The organism is Caldanaerobius polysaccharolyticus DSM 13641, assembly GCF_000427425.1.
Lineage (GTDB): Bacteria > Bacillota > Thermoanaerobacteria > Thermoanaerobacterales > Caldanaerobiaceae > Caldanaerobius > Caldanaerobius polysaccharolyticus.
The window spans coordinates 1,089,243-1,103,653 of sequence record NZ_KE386495.1; the positions used below are offsets into that span (position 1 = coordinate 1,089,243).

Consider the following 14,411-nt stretch of genomic DNA (forward strand, 5'->3'; position numbering starts at 1 on the left):
TCTGGCTATGCGCAAAAGATATGCGTTATACCTGTTTGCTGTAGCATTTTTAATAGCTATAGCGTATTACGTCAATAGCAGTGTGCCTGCTGGCAGCAGCGACAAAAGCGTGGATGTAATTATACCTGATAATACAGCTTCTTCAGGCATAGCCAGAATCTTAAAAGAAAAGGGTGTTGTAAAAAGCGAATTTTTTTTTATGCTGTATTTAAAAGTTAACGGGAAAGGCGATAAGTTAAAAGCGGGTAAATACAGGCTGAAATTAGACATGCCCTATTATGATTTGGTTAACGTCCTTTCAAAGGGAAGCAATGTGGATGAGTATATAAAGCTGACCATTCCAGAAGGTTATAACATAAGGCAAATCGCTGATGAGCTGTCTCAACAAGGGTGGAATGGCGCCAAGTTTTTGGAAGAGTGCAGAAATGGCCGTTTTGATTATCCTTTTTTAAAAGAAATACCTCCTGATCGCCCCAATCGCTTGGAAGGGTATCTGTTTCCAGATACCTATTTTGTGAAAAGGCAGATGACAGAACACCAGATAATAGATATGATGTTAAAAAGGTTTAATGACGTGGTAGTAAAGGAGTATAGCACTCATGGTGCGCAGATATCTTTGGACAAGGCGGTGATTATAGCGTCTATGATAGAAAAAGAGGCCAGGGTTGACATAGACAGGCCTTTAATTGCTAGCGTGATATACAACAGGCTTAACAAGGGAATGAAGCTGCAAATTGACGCTACGGTCCTTTACGCACTGGGGGTGCAAAAGGACAAAATAACGACTCAAGACCTCGCTGTCAAATCGCCTTATAATACCTATTATGTCAAAGGGCTTCCCATTGGCCCTATAGGCAATCCGGGATTAAAATCTTTTAAGGCAGCCCTCAATCCAGCTCAGACAGATTACTACTATTATGTAGCCCGTGGCGATGGTACCCACGCCTTTTCGAAGGATTATAACCAGCATTTACAGGCGATTCAACAGATAAGAGGTAGTGTAAGGCGATGAAAAAAAGTAAAGTAGAGCTTTTGGCGCCTGCCGGTGATATGGAAAGGCTGATAGTGGCTGCTGAATACGGCGCTGATGCGGTTTACTTTGGCGAAAATAGATTTGGGCTGAGGTCTGGCGTGGGTTTTAGCCTGGAGGAGATAAGGAAGGGTATTCAGTACCTTCACGACAAGCGAAAAAAAGCGTATATAACCTTAAATATCATTCCCCACAACGATGATTTCAAGGGGCTAAAGGAATACGTGCTTTTTTTGCGGGATAGCGGCGCTGATGCTGTGATAGTGTCTGATCCCGGCGTCATGGTGATGGTTAAAGATTGGGCTCCGAATATGGATATTCACCTGAGCACTCAGGCGAACACGGTGAATCTGTGGAGTGCTCTTTTCTGGTACAGGCAGGGGGTGAAGAGGATCATTATGGCGAGGGAGCTTTCTTTAAAAGAAATAGGGTACATTGCTAGAAACACCCCTGAAGATTTGGAAATTGAAGCCTTTGTACACGGCGCTATGTGCATATCCTATTCGGGCAGATGTCTTCTCAGCATGTACATGGCTGGGCGAGATGCCAATAGAGGCGAGTGCGCTCATCCATGTCGATGGGGTTACGCGTTGTGTGAGCAAAAACGTCCGGGTCAGTACTTTCCTATTGAGGAAGATGAGAGGGGAACTTATATTTTAAACTCTAAGGACCTATGCATGATTGAGCATATTCCGGAGATGGTTGAAGCGGGTATAGAGAGCTTTAAAATTGAGGGCAGAAATAAATCGGCTTATTATGTAGCTACGGTAGTCGGCGCGTATAGAAAAGCTATAGATGAGTATTTCAAAGATCCCAGGACATACAGGTTTAAAGGACAGTGGCTGGAAGAGCTAAAAAAAGCCAGCTACAGGGAATTTACCACGGCTTTTTACCTTAGTAAGCCTGAGAGCTCTCAGAATTATGAAAGCAGTAACTACGTGAGAAATTACGATTTTGTGGGAGTAGTTATAGATTACGATGAAAATACGAAGATGGCTGTTGTCCAGCAGAGAAATCGAGTCTTTAAAGGGGACAGAGTGGAAATAATAGGGCCGTATAGGGAATATTTTGAGCAAGTCATAGAGGAAATGTACGATGAAGAGGGCAGAGAAATAGATGTAGCGCCTCATCCTCAGCAGGTGTTTAAAATAAAAGTTGAACACAGGGTAAAGCCCTATGATATACTGAGGAGAAAAAAGGTATAACCCGATCTTTTAATGTAAAAAATAGATCGGGTGATTTTTTTGAGAAGGATAAAAAACTTCTTCACGATTGTGTTGTGTTTGACATTATTGCTGGTAGTGCGTTTTGGGTATATTCAGATAGCTAAAAGCGATGTTTATTCCCGGTTGTCTGTCAACCAGCGGGCCAGAAGCGTTTATTTAGGCGATTACAGGGGTACTATATACGACAGGAACATGATTCCGCTGACAGAAAGAGATTCATCGCATTTAGCGGTTATCTTTCCAGACATGGTGCGGGATAAAAGCAAGGCCGCTTACGATTTATCCCGTGTGACAGATTACGATATCGCCAGTTTAAAAAATATGCTTGGCGGTACAGCTTTTGTTCTCCCTGCAAAGCAGGCGGATGAAAGCTTAGAAGAAGACGGGATATACCTGGCTACGATACCATCCAGGTATTCTGATGAAAGTATAGCCTCTCATTTAATCGGCTATTTAAATCCGTCAATACATAAAGGGGTTTACGGAATTGAGAGGGCCTATGATAATGTGCTGAATTCGGGAGGACAAATTGAATACGTGCTCTTTTCAGGTGGAAATTTAAAGGCCATAAAAGGGCTGGGCGCGCAATACGCCGTGGTGGGCGTAAAGCGAAAGGCATATGGCGTTAAGACCACTATTGACTATCACATTCAAAAAATAGTAGAAGAAGCCATGGATAAATATCACATAGATGGAGCAGCAGTGGTAGTGGATGTCAAATCAGGACAGATACTGGCTATGGCGAGTAGGCCAAATTTTTCGCCATTGAGTATAACCGGGTATTTGAGGAATGGTAACGGAGCGCTTATAAACAAAGCCATTGCGGCGTATCCCTTGGGTTCGGTTTTTAAGACGGTGGTAGCCGCTGCGGCGATAGAAGATCACGCAGTAAAAGAGGGTGAAATTTTTTATTGTACGGGCAGTGTGAAAGTAAATGGGGTTTCTTACCCATGTTATAAAAGCAAAACCCATGGACCTGTGGACATGGCCACAGCTTTTGCTGTGTCCTGCAACACCACTTTCATAAAGATAGGGCAGAAGGTAGGAGGTAAGAGCATTATAGAGATGGCAAAAAAATTTGGCTTTGGGCGTAAGGAAGTTGGTTTTGCAGAAGAGAGCAGTGGCCGTATCCCAGGGTATAAAGATGTGGCGGGAGCTGGCATAGGTAATCTTTCTATTGGCCAGGGCGTGCTTGCTGTAACGCCCCTTCAGGTAGCTGACATGATGGCTACCATAGCTGATGACGGCGTTAGGCATATACCTACTGTATTACAGGGCTTAGTGGATGAACAGGGCAATTGGGTGAGAAGAGAAGGGGAGAGCAAATCGTACAGGGTTGTATCAGTGAGCACAGCGAAAGAACTGCAGCGAATGTTAAGAGGAGTGGTGACAGAAGGGACAGGTAAAAACGCGGAAATACCCCAGGGTAGCGCTGGCAAAACAGGTACAGCTGAAACCGGTATAGACGGGGTTTCCCATGGATGGTTTGCAGGGTATGTCCCGTACAATGAGCCACGGTATTCCATAGTGGTATTAGCGGAAAAGGGAGGAGAAGGGGGCGCAAAAGCCGCTCCTGTGTTTAAAGAAATCGCTGAAAATATTTTAAAGATAAGATAAAATGGACTAGCACGCACCTCCGCGGGGTTTCATATGATGTAACGTAACCTATTGTGGGGGTGCAGCCATGATAAGCATTGGCTTTATGGCTTTTGTATTTTTTCTATCCGGTTACGTTACCACTACCAGTTCTTTTCCCCAGCCTTTGAGCGCAGAAGAGGAAGAGCGCTATATAAGGAAGTATCTTGGCGGAGATGAGGAAGCTAAGAACATACTCATTGAGAGAAACCTTAGGCTTGTGGCTCATATTGTGAAAAAGTATTCTAATACGGGAATAGATAGCGATGATTTAATATCTATAGGCACCATAGGTCTTATAAAAGCTATAACGACGTTTAACGACAGCAAAGGAGTGAGGTTGGCCACATACGCTTCCCGGTGTATAGAGAACGAACTTTTGATGTACCTCCGATCCAATAAGAAAGAAAAAAATGAGATTTCACTGCAGGACCCTATCGGAGTGGACAAAGAGGGCAACGAGATTTCGCTTATAGACATAATACCTGTGGCAGATCCTGATAGCGTATGCAACGAGGTGGAAACCAAGCTGCAGATAAAAAAATTAAAAGACAAAATAAACACAGCGCTTAAAAACAGAGAAAGGCTGGTAATAGAGCTCAGATACGGCTTGACCAACATGGGCGTTAAAACCCAGATGGAGATCGCCAGGCTTCTGGGAATATCCAGGTCTTATGTCTCTAGAATAGAGAAAAAAGCCCTCAAAAAATTGTTAAAAGAGTTAATGCCAGGTAGCAGCCGTTGAAGGGCGCTACTTTTTTATATATAATGTAATCGTGGAGAGTGGTGATTTTGCTGTATCCTGATGAATATTACGCGAGCTTTAAGGATATTGATCTTGATCATTTAAAAGAAATGGGGATAAAGGCTGTTATTATCGATATTGACAATACCCTTGTCCCATGGTCGGACAAGTTCCCCGATGAAAATGCATATTTGTGGATAAACAGGTTGAGAAATGAAGGGTTTAAAGTCTGCCTCATATCTAATAACACCAAGGGGAGGGTAGAGGAGTTCAATAAAGACCTCAGCTGTTATGTCATATGGAAGGCGAGAAAGCCGCTGAAATTTGCGTATAAAAAAGCCATTCGCTACTTTAATTGTTCTGCAAAAAATATAGCTGTGATAGGGGATCAGATATTTACGGACATTCTGGGCGGCAACCGGTTGGGTATGTACACTATACTTGTGGACCCTATATCTGATAATGAATTTTTCTGGACGAAATTTGTAAGAAGGATTGAAAAAAAATTTAGAGATAGGGCGAGGAGGACGAAGGATGAAAAAAATAAATAGCATGACAAAGGTGTACGGAGTAATAGGGCACCCTGTGAAGCACAGCATATCGCCGGCCATACACAATTTCGCTTTTGAGTACGCTGATATAAATGCTGTTTATCTATGCTTTGATGTGCCTCCTGAACGATTAGGAGAAGCTGTTAGAGGTTTTAAGGCCATTGGTCTGGCGGGATTCAATGTGACAATTCCTCATAAACAGGACATTATGAACTACCTGGATGAGGTCGATGAAAGCGCCAGGCTGATTGGGGCGGTTAACACCGTGGTCAACGACAATGGACGGCTTAGGGGATACAATACGGATAGCAGCGGTTTTATAAATGCCATTAAAAAACGAGGCCTACGTGTTGATGAAGCTATTGTACTGGGATCAGGAGGGGCTTCAAGGGCTATATGCACCGCTCTGGCTTTAAATGGAGTTGGCCGCATAAATATCTTAAACAGAACTTATGACAACGCTGCATCGCTGGCAAACCACATCAGGTCCCTCGCCGCCGATTGCTGCGTTTGCGCTGATGCGCTGGATAATATAAAAAATTATAGAGGACAGTTGCTGGTCAATACTACCTCTGTAGGCATGTGGCCCAGGGTGGACGAGTGCCCAGTGGACATTATTCCAACGGGGGTGCATACGGTGTACGATATCGTCTATAACCCTCACGAGACTAAACTTATAAGAATGGCAAAGCAAAAAGGTTGTGGCGTGATTTACGGGATAGAGATGCTGGTAGGGCAGGCTATAGAGTCTTTAAAAATATGGACGGGCGTTGACGTACCTGAGAATATTATAACTTCTTTCCTCGAAAAAGAAGGAATTCCTCTTAAAATGTCGAATAGTATACATAATGTAACAGAGGAGTGAGCCCATGGGAAGGAGAAGGCTGGGGGATATCCTTATTGAAAGCGGAATAGTTACGCGTGATGAGCTACAGGAAGCGTTAAAGGTACAGGAAAAGACGGGTAAGCGCCTGGGCAAAGTGCTTTCGGAGATGGGATATATAACTGAAGATAAACTCATAGAGATACTGGAATTCCAACTGGGTATACCCCATGTAGACTTAAAGCGCTATTACATCGATAAAGAAGCTGTGCTCACCATCCCGGAAGACATAGCAAAGCGAGATATGCTTATAGCTGTAAAAAAGGATGAAAGCAATATATACGTGGCCATGAGCGATCCTATGGACATCCTGGCCATTGACGACGTAAAGCTTATCACCGGGTTAAATGTGATTCCTATGATAGCTACGGAAGCGGATATAACTGAGGCCATCAAGAAGTATTACGAGCCAGAGGAAGTAGAAAAGGCCGTAAATGATTTTGACAGCGAATACACTGGGGGTTTTCAAGAGCAAAACGACGAGGTGGACAACGCCCCTGCTGTTAGATTGGTCAATTCTATAATAGAACAGGCCGTAAGAAGCCAGGCCTCGGATATACACATTGAGCCTTCCAGCGATGACATGAGGGTGAGGTTCAGGATTGACGGCCAGCTCATAGAAAACATGAGTGCTCACAAAAGCATTCACGGTCCCGTTATAACCCGTATAAAGATAATGAGCAATTTAAATATAGCTGAGCGAAGGCTCCCTCAAGATGGCAGGATAGAGCTCAATGTAGACGGAAAGGAAATGGATATCAGGGTGTCGGTGCTCCCTACGGTATTTGGAGAAAAGGCCGTGTTGAGGCTTTTGGATCGCAGTAGCTTTCTGGTATCTAAACATGAATTAGGCCTGGATTCCCGGGAGCTTATCTTGTTTGACAGATTTGCAAAGAGCTCTCACGGGATAATCTTGGTGACAGGTCCTACGGGCAGCGGCAAGACTACAACCCTTTACACCATGCTGCGGGAGATAAATACCCCTGATAAGAACATCATCACCGTGGAAGATCCTGTGGAATACGTGTTGCCAGGGGTAAATCAGGTACAGGTTAACGAAAAAGCTGGCCTTACTTTTGCAGCTGCATTAAGGTCTATATTGCGCCAGGATCCTGACATAATAATGATCGGCGAGATAAGAGATGCGGAGACGGCTCAGATCGCCGTAAGGTCGGCTATAACAGGGCATCTTGTTTTATCCACATTGCACACCAACGACGCGCCTGGTTCTGTAGTCAGGCTTATAGACATGGGGGTTGAGCCGTACCTGGTATCAGCCTCTCTCGTAGGTGTTATAGCCCAAAGGCTGATGAGAAAGGTGTGCGAAGCTTGCAAATACGCTTATAAAGCTAGTGAAGTCGAGAAGCGCCTGTTAGGCTATGATGTGGATGAAGAACTTACCCTTTATAGAGGAAGAGGGTGCACTGTGTGCAACAAAACAGGTTACAGGGGAAGGCTGGCGGTATTTGAGATCATGCCTGTGTCTAGGGAAATAAGGGAGCAAATCAACATGAAGGCGTCTGTAGACGCCATAAGAGCGATGGCTATAGAGCAAGGGATGGTCTTATTGAGGCAAAGCGCGCGGCAAAAAGTGTTAGAAGGACTTACCACTGTGGATGAAATGTTGAGAATAACGTATATGGAGGAATAGATCTTATATGGTCGCTATAACCGATCTCCTGGTAGAAGCTGTGCAAAGAAAGGCATCTGATATTCATATCACTGTAGGCATGCCGCCTGTATTAAGGATAAATGGAAACCTCGTTAGAACTGATTATCCAGCTGTAAAGCCTGAGGACACCGAGTCGTTTGTGCAGCAGCTTATGTCTAATGAACAGTATGGCATTTTAAAGCAAAGAGGAGAGTTCGACTTCTCATATTCCCTTCACGGCGTTGGACGATTCAGGATAAACGCGTATAAGCAGAGAGGTACTTTTAGCCTCGCTATAAGGGCGTTAGCTTTAAACGTGCCATCTATAGATGAATTGGGGTTGCCGGCTATCGTGAAGGATCTGGCGATGAAGACGAGGGGGCTTATCCTGGTCACAGGTCCCACTGGTAGCGGCAAATCTACCACGTTGGCGGCGATGATCGATTTGATAAACAGCAACAGGGAGTGCCATATACTTACGCTGGAAGACCCTATAGAGTACCTTCATAAACACAAGAGGAGCATAGTGAACCAGAGAGAGATAGGCTATGACAGCGCATCATTTGCCAGTGCGCTGAGGGCTGCTTTAAGAGAAGACCCTGACGTCATACTGGTTGGTGAGATGAGGGATTTAGAGTCCATGCAGATAGCGTTGACCGCAGCCGAGACAGGTCATCTGGTTTTGTCTACATTACATACTATAGGAGCGGCTAAGACCATCGACAGGATCGTGGATGTCTTTCCTCCCCATCAGCAGCAACAGATAAGGGTCCAGCTTTCAATGGTATTAGAAGGGGTTATATCCCAGCAGCTTTTAAGGAGTGCCGATGGAAAGAGGAGGGTTCTGGCTACAGAAATTATGGTGGCTACGCCGGCTATAAGAAACCTCATAAGGGAAGGCAAAACATTTCAGATCCAATCCTCGGTGCAAACAGGGGCAAGGTATGGCATGCACACCATGGATTCAAGTATTGCAAACTTGTATAGAAATGGTATAATAACGTTGGAAGAAGCCCAGATGTACGCCATAGAACCTGAAAATATGCTGATGCTGGTAGACAGAAGGTGACCAAGATGCCTCGCTATTTTTTCAAGGCACGGGATGCCGAGGGTTTACTGGTTTCTGGCGTTATCGATGCGGACGGCTATAGGGATGCGGTAAGAAGCGTTCAGGAAAAAAATATATACCCTGTAGAAATAAAAGAGGTAGCCGAAAAAAGGAACGCGGCGGTGGAGTTTTACAGAGTAAAGGTCTCTGATCTGGCCGTATTGTGCAGGCAGTTTTCCACCCTTTTAAACGCAGGTATATCCATAGCTCAATGCTTTGATATCTTGCGCCAGCAGACGACAAGCAGGAAGTTAAAAGATGTTCTCTCTCAGATTTACGAAGACGTACAGAAGGGCAAAAGCCTTTCGGAGTCCATGAAGACACAACAGGTGTTTCCAGAAATAATGATAAACATGGTGGAAGCTGGTGAAGTAAGCGGAAGACTTGACATGGTTTTGGAGCGGATGGCCGTTTATTTTGAAAAGGAAAATGCTACAAATCAAAAAATAAAGACGGCACTTACGTATCCTGCTATAGTTTCTTTGGCCGCCGTGGTAGTGGTGATATTTTTGGTTTCTTACGTCCTTCCCACGTTTATAAGCATGTTCACTAATGCGGGAGTAAATCTACCTACTCCTACGAGAATACTTCTTTTTATAAGCTTTCTTTTCGGCCATTTTTGGTATTACATTTTTGCCCTTGTATTTCTCATTGCTATGTCGTTGTACAGGTACATAAAGACGCCCAAGGGGAAACGCGCCTTTGACTGGATAAAACTTAGGGCACCTATATTCGGCAATTTAACCCGTAAAGTCATAACGTCCCGATTTACGCGAACGCTGGGCGTATTGCTGGCCAGTGGCATACCTGTTATCCAGGCCATGCAGGTGGTGGAAAAAGTAGTGGGAAACGCTGTAGTAGCCGAGAGGCTTAAAAAAGCTGAGGAAGGGATGAGGCAAGGGCAGGGCCTTTCAAAGCCGCTGGAGTCTGTAGGCGTATTTCAGCCTATGGTCATACAAATGATAGCTGTAGGGGAAGAATCGGGAATGCTGGACAGCCTGCTGGAAAAGACCGCTGATTTTTTTGACGGCGAGGTGGATACGGCGGTATCCCAGATGACCACTATGCTGGAGCCTATTATCATAATCGTCCTGGCGGTGGTAGTAGGCTTTATAGTCATATCTATCGCCATGCCCATGTTTCAGATGTACAATACCATCAAATTTTAAGAGAAAGGAGGTGAAAAGCGTGAGTATATGGAAGGCTTTAGCAAAAAAGAGCCGCGGACAGGGTGGCTTTACGCTGGTAGAGCTTATCGTGGTTATTGCCATACTGGGCATATTGGCCGCAATTGCCGCGCCGCGCTATTTGGGAACTTTGAACAAAGCTAAAGAAAAAGCAGACGCAGCCACAGCTCAAATTATAGCAGATGCAGCGGCAAGGTATGTACTGGATGAGAGTATGGATGATAATAATATAACTACCGGACAATTACAATTATCAGTGTTAGAAAGCAATGGTTACTTAGAGAATGTACCCACACCTCAGTCAGGAGGATCGTTTAGTGTTAGAGTTGACAAAAGTAGCGACGGTAACACAGCAAATATAACAGTTTCATGGGGTAGTAATAATGAGGTAACAAGAACCGTAGATATAATAAACACTTCAAATTAAAGTACTTCTCAATAACCACAGGAGGCAATCATGTATGTATTTTATACATTTGCATTTATACTCGGCGCTGTTGTAGGCAGCTTTCTAAACGTAATCATATACCGCGTGCCGAGAAATCAGTCTATTGTATCCCCCCCTTCCCATTGCCCCTGCTGCGGCAAAAGGCTTAAAGCTTATGAGCTGGTGCCTGTCGCAAGTTATATTTTGCTTCGCGGCAGGTGCTCTCATTGCGGCAGCAGGATACCAGTGAGATACATAGCTGTTGAGTTGATTACAGGGCTTTCCTTTGTGCTTTTGATGTGGAGGTTTGGAATATCTGTAGAAGGGCTTTTCAAAGCCTTACTCGTGTGCGAGCTGATATCGCTGTCGTTTATAGACGCGGAATTTATGGTGATACCCGATAAAATCCTGGCAGTGGGTTTTATAGGGGGTATTGTGTACAGGTTGATGGATTCGGCGGGCGTGTACGATTACCTCCTGGGAATTTTGCTGGGGTTTGGATTGCTTTTGGCTATTGTCCTCATAACGGGAAGCATGGGCATGGGCGATGCTAAGCTCATGGGCGTTATAGCCTTGTACGTGGACTGGAAGCTGGTCCTGGCCACATTGTTTTTATCCTTTGTCATAGGTGCGGTGGTAAGCCTTATTTTAATGGCCTTTAGGATAAAAGGGCACAAAGACTACATTCCCTTTGGGCCCTTTATATCGATAGGCGCATTTGTATCGATTTTATTCGGGTATCAGATCGTAAACTGGTATGCGGCCCTTATAAGAGGGTGGTGAATGTGAAACCGAGGCTGTATTACGGCGGTCAAAGGGGCTTTACGCTGCTGGAACTGGTGGTCGCCATCGGCATACTGGGCATAATAATGGTGCCTATATTGAGGTTATTAAATCAGGCTTATTTTACAGAACAAACGTCGTGGTCTAAAGTTGAGGTGTTAAATGCAGCCCAATCTGTCATGGAAGATGTGATGGCAGGAAAGATATCAGAAGGCTACCAACCACCTAAAGGGTATCGCGTTGACGTAAATTCCTCTGATGTGGGCGATGTTGCAGGATTAAAGAAGGTAGAGGTTAAAGTATATCCAGAAAAAGCCCCCGGTAGATCTGTGGTGCTTACAGCGTATACGACAAAAGATGTATCTTATGAGTCCCCTGGGGACGGCGGTGGACAAGATGGGAACCCAAGGGAAGATGGCTTTTACAGCTGGCTTAAAGACCACACAGATACTTTTAACACCGCATTTATAATGATGCTGATGGTGTATCTTGCCTATACCGTATTTGCAAAAAAGGTAATTTTTGGCCTGGTTATACCTGACTTTAAAAGAGCTTATGAGTACATTATGGGTGTGTTGCACGATAAATTTTACGGTGTGGATTATAAAGGTGTGGTTAAAAATGCTGACTTGGCCAGTGAAGTTGAAAAAACTTACGGTTTAAAAGGCACCGATTGGGAAATTGTTAAAAGACTGGCACAACTTCTCGATGATATGAGAAATAAATGGAATGCGTGGTTTTCATGAGTGCGAGAGTTATTCTTAAACAGAAAGGTTTTACGCTGGTAGAGTTGATAGTAATCCTGTCGCTGGTGAGCGTGGTGTTTTTTCTGGTGGCTTCTTTTTTTGGGTACGGTTTGTTGAGTTTCAGAGCGTTGGGCAGCGAGGCGCAGGTTAAAATGCAGATAGAGGATTTAATGAACAGCGTCGTAGAGGATATAAGAAGTGTGAACGATGTAGATGTGGTAAAAGATGATTCAGGTTTTATCCAACTGAGAGCGGGGAATAGTGAGTACACGTATGATAAAAGCACCTTAAAGGTATATAAAAATGGGCGCATTGTGGCGAGAAATATAGCCAGTTTCTATGTAGGCATTGGCGCCGATGCAAGGACAGTAAACATTGTCATAACCGGCAAAGGAACCCACCGATATTATACACTGACGACATCTGTCGTCTTGCGAAGGTGATTGAGTGAATCAAAAAGGATCTTCGCTTATATCAGTAATAGTCGTTTTTTTGTGCTATCGATAGTGGGATTATCAGTTTGGTGGATGGTGTTAAGCCATGGCTATAAATTGAAGAGAGATTATGACTATCTGTCAGCTGTTTACGCAGCTGAAAGCGGCATTGAATATATAAAAGCTGTAGTTGATAACATCTTAAATGACGAGAATGGAGGCAATAACAACGGACAAAAAAAGGATTTGCAAAAAATATTGAATAGTTATGTATCCCGTGAGATAAGTTTGGACAGAGACAGTTATTTTATTTTAAAAGCAATCGATGTTGATAAGGGCAAAGATGTTGATAAGGATAAGGTGTGGTACGTGGCTATTGCGTCAGAAGGGCATGCGGGAAATCAGGTGTATACGGCTTACGCCAAACTTATGTGGAATGTAAATGATACTTCAGGTTATCCATCGGTACAGGCATGGAAAGTTATTAAAGGTGTTTATAACGATAAGGTATTTAAGAACCTGTGAAGGGGAGAAAAAATGGCGTTTTTGTCATCTAATATCGGCATAGATATCGGTTCTAAATTCACCAAGATAGTGATATTAAAAAAGGACAGGTATACTTATCACACGCTACCTACGCCAGACAACTGTATAAACGATGGGCGTATAATTGACGGGGACAGGTTATCTTCTGCTTTTAAAGATTTCTTCAAAAAAAATAAAATTATGGGTCAGCTGTGTTTTTCGCTGTCCTGTGCTGATATCATTATAAGGGAAATATATATGCCTAGGATAGATGAAGTGGAATTAAAAAGCGCTGTAAAGTTCGAGGCCAGCAAGTATATACCTGTGTTATTCTCAGATTATGTGGTGGACTACAAGGTATTGGGAGAAGGAGATAAGGGATTGAGGGTTCTTTTAGTGGCTTGCCCACGGGCTGTGGTGGAAGGCTATGTAGATCTCTCTTCGCGCATTGGCATGAAGGTTAAAGCTATTGACATTTTCCCCAATGCTGTTATAAAAGCCTTAAATTATTTTAAACTCCCTATAGACGGGCCTACGGCGTTTATAGATATGGGCAGTAGCCGCACTAAGGTGTTAATTGCCGACAATGGATCCTATGGTTTTTACAGGGAATTGCCTTTTGGCTGCGAAAACGTGGCGTTGTTATTGGCTAACAAGTACAACATGGATTTAAAGACCGCTGAGGATAAAATCCAGGACGGTAGTTTTAATACAGACCATATTGTAGGCTTTTTTGACGGCGTCATAAGGGAAATTGACGGGATTTTCAATTATTATTCCATTCACTGGAGGAACGATGTCTCCAGTATATACATAAGTGGTGGCCTGTCAAACCTGAAAGGACTGGAAGGGTTACTTGGAAATTATTTTGACGTAAAGACAGAAGTGCTAGAAGGCGATATGAAGTATATGCTGGCTGCATTAGGTGCGGCTTTGAGAGGTGATTCCCATAAAGGACATTAACCTGCTTCCGGAAGAAGTTTACATCGCGGATGCTCGCAGGAAAAAGAACATCGCAAGGTTATTGCTTGTGATCTTATTTTTTGTGGTTATTACGGGTGTATACGTGCAAATGGCCAAGATGGAATCGGTGTACGAGAGCAAGATTCGATCATTATATGCCAGCGCAAAAGAGAGAAGCGATATGGTAAAAGGCATCTCGAGGATTAAAGAATTACAGGACAGCATTACTGTATTGAAGGGTTCAGTAGATAGGATAAGAAAATCTAGATTTGACTGGCCTGGCTTGCTAAACGATATTGCCATATCTACTCCCGCGAACCTTTCTATTGTAAACCTGGCTGCAGATGCCAGAGGGATGAAAATAGCCGGAGAAGCCAAGTCTGAAGATGATATAGCGCTTTTTATAAAAAATCTTAAATCCCTGGATTATATTTACGATATAAAACCCGCGCTTATACAGGAAGAGAGCAGCGGGCTGTTGTCCTTTGTCATAAATATACAGTTTAAGGTGAAGTAG

16 protein-coding genes are annotated in these 14,411 nt (G+C 43.8%); all 16 read left to right on the forward strand.

Translation table 11 applies throughout. The features are described from left to right. The first annotated feature begins 7 nt into the window (after positions 1 to 7). Positions 8 to 1,012, forward strand: a complete 1,005-nt coding sequence (gene mltG / locus CALPO_RS0111880) for an endolytic transglycosylase MltG (RefSeq protein WP_051585981.1) — start codon at positions 8 to 10, stop codon at positions 1,010 to 1,012. Continuing rightward, positions 1,009 to 2,235, forward strand: coding sequence for a peptidase U32 family protein (locus CALPO_RS0111885; protein ID WP_026487522.1), 1,227 nt, complete (start codon positions 1,009 to 1,011; stop codon positions 2,233 to 2,235). The genes mltG and CALPO_RS0111885 overlap by 4 nt, the downstream gene beginning before the upstream one ends. A 39-nt stretch (positions 2,236 to 2,274) precedes the next feature. Continuing rightward, positions 2,275 to 3,873, forward strand: coding sequence for a peptidoglycan D,D-transpeptidase FtsI family protein (locus CALPO_RS0111890; protein WP_026487523.1), 1,599 nt, complete (start codon positions 2,275 to 2,277; stop codon positions 3,871 to 3,873). Between the two features lie 67 nt (positions 3,874 to 3,940). Further along, a complete protein-coding gene (gene sigK, locus CALPO_RS0111895; RefSeq protein WP_051585982.1) occupies positions 3,941 to 4,636 on the forward strand; it encodes an RNA polymerase sporulation sigma factor SigK in 696 nt (231 codons plus the stop codon). A 47-nt stretch (positions 4,637 to 4,683) separates the two neighbouring features. Beyond that, complete coding sequence (locus CALPO_RS13920; RefSeq protein ID WP_245589954.1) at positions 4,684 to 5,187, forward strand: YqeG family HAD IIIA-type phosphatase; 504 nt, start codon at positions 4,684 to 4,686, stop codon at positions 5,185 to 5,187. Further along, a complete protein-coding gene (locus tag CALPO_RS13925) occupies positions 5,171 to 6,052 on the forward strand; it encodes a shikimate dehydrogenase (RefSeq protein ID WP_084295277.1) in 882 nt (293 codons plus the stop codon). The genes CALPO_RS13920 and CALPO_RS13925 overlap by 17 nt, the downstream gene beginning before the upstream one ends. 4 nt (positions 6,053 to 6,056) lie before the next feature. Continuing rightward, entirely contained in the window at positions 6,057 to 7,721 is a 1,665-nt protein-coding gene (locus CALPO_RS0111910) for a GspE/PulE family protein (RefSeq protein WP_026487525.1), read from the forward strand. Positions 7,722 to 7,728: 7 nt separating this feature from the next. Then, positions 7,729 to 8,790 carry a type IV pilus twitching motility protein PilT gene (locus CALPO_RS0111915; RefSeq protein ID WP_026487526.1) on the forward strand — a complete coding sequence of 354 codons (1,062 nt, stop codon included), beginning with the start codon at positions 7,729 to 7,731 and terminating at the stop codon, positions 8,788 to 8,790. 5 nt (positions 8,791 to 8,795) lie between these two features. Further along, a complete protein-coding gene (locus tag CALPO_RS0111920) occupies positions 8,796 to 9,998 on the forward strand; it encodes a type II secretion system F family protein (RefSeq protein ID WP_026487527.1) in 1,203 nt (400 codons plus the stop codon). A gap of 19 nt (positions 9,999 to 10,017) precedes the next feature. Then, positions 10,018 to 10,443, forward strand: a complete 426-nt coding sequence (locus tag CALPO_RS13930; RefSeq protein WP_035172608.1) for a type II secretion system protein — start codon at positions 10,018 to 10,020, stop codon at positions 10,441 to 10,443. 30 nt (positions 10,444 to 10,473) lie between these two features. After that, positions 10,474 to 11,226, forward strand: a complete 753-nt coding sequence (locus CALPO_RS0111930; RefSeq protein WP_026487528.1) for a prepilin peptidase — start codon at positions 10,474 to 10,476, stop codon at positions 11,224 to 11,226. Positions 11,227 to 11,228: 2 nt separating this feature from the next. Next, a complete protein-coding gene (locus tag CALPO_RS0111935; RefSeq protein WP_026487529.1) occupies positions 11,229 to 11,972 on the forward strand; it encodes a type IV pilus modification PilV family protein in 744 nt (247 codons plus the stop codon). Beyond that, positions 11,969 to 12,415 (forward strand): pilus assembly FimT family protein, encoded by a 447-nt coding sequence (locus CALPO_RS0111940; protein ID WP_026487530.1) that lies wholly within the window; start codon positions 11,969 to 11,971, stop codon positions 12,413 to 12,415. The genes CALPO_RS0111935 and CALPO_RS0111940 overlap by 4 nt, the downstream gene beginning before the upstream one ends. A 51-nt stretch (positions 12,416 to 12,466) precedes the next feature. Then, positions 12,467 to 12,931: a hypothetical protein gene (locus tag CALPO_RS0111945; protein ID WP_156940191.1), complete on the forward strand. Its 465-nt coding sequence runs from the start codon at positions 12,467 to 12,469 to the stop codon at positions 12,929 to 12,931. A gap of 12 nt (positions 12,932 to 12,943) precedes the next feature. Beyond that, positions 12,944 to 13,894 (forward strand): pilus assembly protein PilM, encoded by a 951-nt coding sequence (gene pilM / locus CALPO_RS0111950; protein WP_026487532.1) that lies wholly within the window; start codon positions 12,944 to 12,946, stop codon positions 13,892 to 13,894. Beyond that, positions 13,872 to 14,411, forward strand: coding sequence for a PilN domain-containing protein (locus tag CALPO_RS0111955; protein WP_026487533.1), 540 nt, complete (start codon positions 13,872 to 13,874; stop codon positions 14,409 to 14,411). Before pilM ends, CALPO_RS0111955 begins: the two co-directional genes overlap by 23 nt.

Bases quoted from the DNA above. Each gene is read 5' to 3' on its own strand.
- mltG (WP_051585981.1), top strand. From the start codon at position 8: ATGCGCAAAAGATATGCGTTATACCTGTTTGCTGTAGCATTTTTAATA.
- CALPO_RS0111885 (WP_026487522.1), top strand. From the start codon at position 1,009: ATGAAAAAAAGTAAAGTAGAGCTTTTGGCGCCTGCCGGTGATATGGAA.
- sigK (WP_051585982.1), top strand. From the start codon at position 3,941: ATGATAAGCATTGGCTTTATGGCTTTTGTATTTTTTCTATCCGGTTAC.
- CALPO_RS13925 (WP_084295277.1), top strand. From the start codon at position 5,171: ATGAAAAAAATAAATAGCATGACAAAGGTGTACGGAGTAATAGGGCAC.
- CALPO_RS0111910 (WP_026487525.1), top strand. From the start codon at position 6,057: ATGGGAAGGAGAAGGCTGGGGGATATCCTTATTGAAAGCGGAATAGTT.
- CALPO_RS0111915 (WP_026487526.1), top strand. From the start codon at position 7,729: ATGGTCGCTATAACCGATCTCCTGGTAGAAGCTGTGCAAAGAAAGGCA.
- CALPO_RS0111920 (WP_026487527.1), top strand. From the start codon at position 8,796: ATGCCTCGCTATTTTTTCAAGGCACGGGATGCCGAGGGTTTACTGGTT.
- CALPO_RS0111930 (WP_026487528.1), top strand. From the start codon at position 10,474: ATGTATGTATTTTATACATTTGCATTTATACTCGGCGCTGTTGTAGGC.
- CALPO_RS0111940 (WP_026487530.1), top strand. From the start codon at position 11,969: ATGAGTGCGAGAGTTATTCTTAAACAGAAAGGTTTTACGCTGGTAGAG.
- pilM (WP_026487532.1), top strand. From the start codon at position 12,944: ATGGCGTTTTTGTCATCTAATATCGGCATAGATATCGGTTCTAAATTC.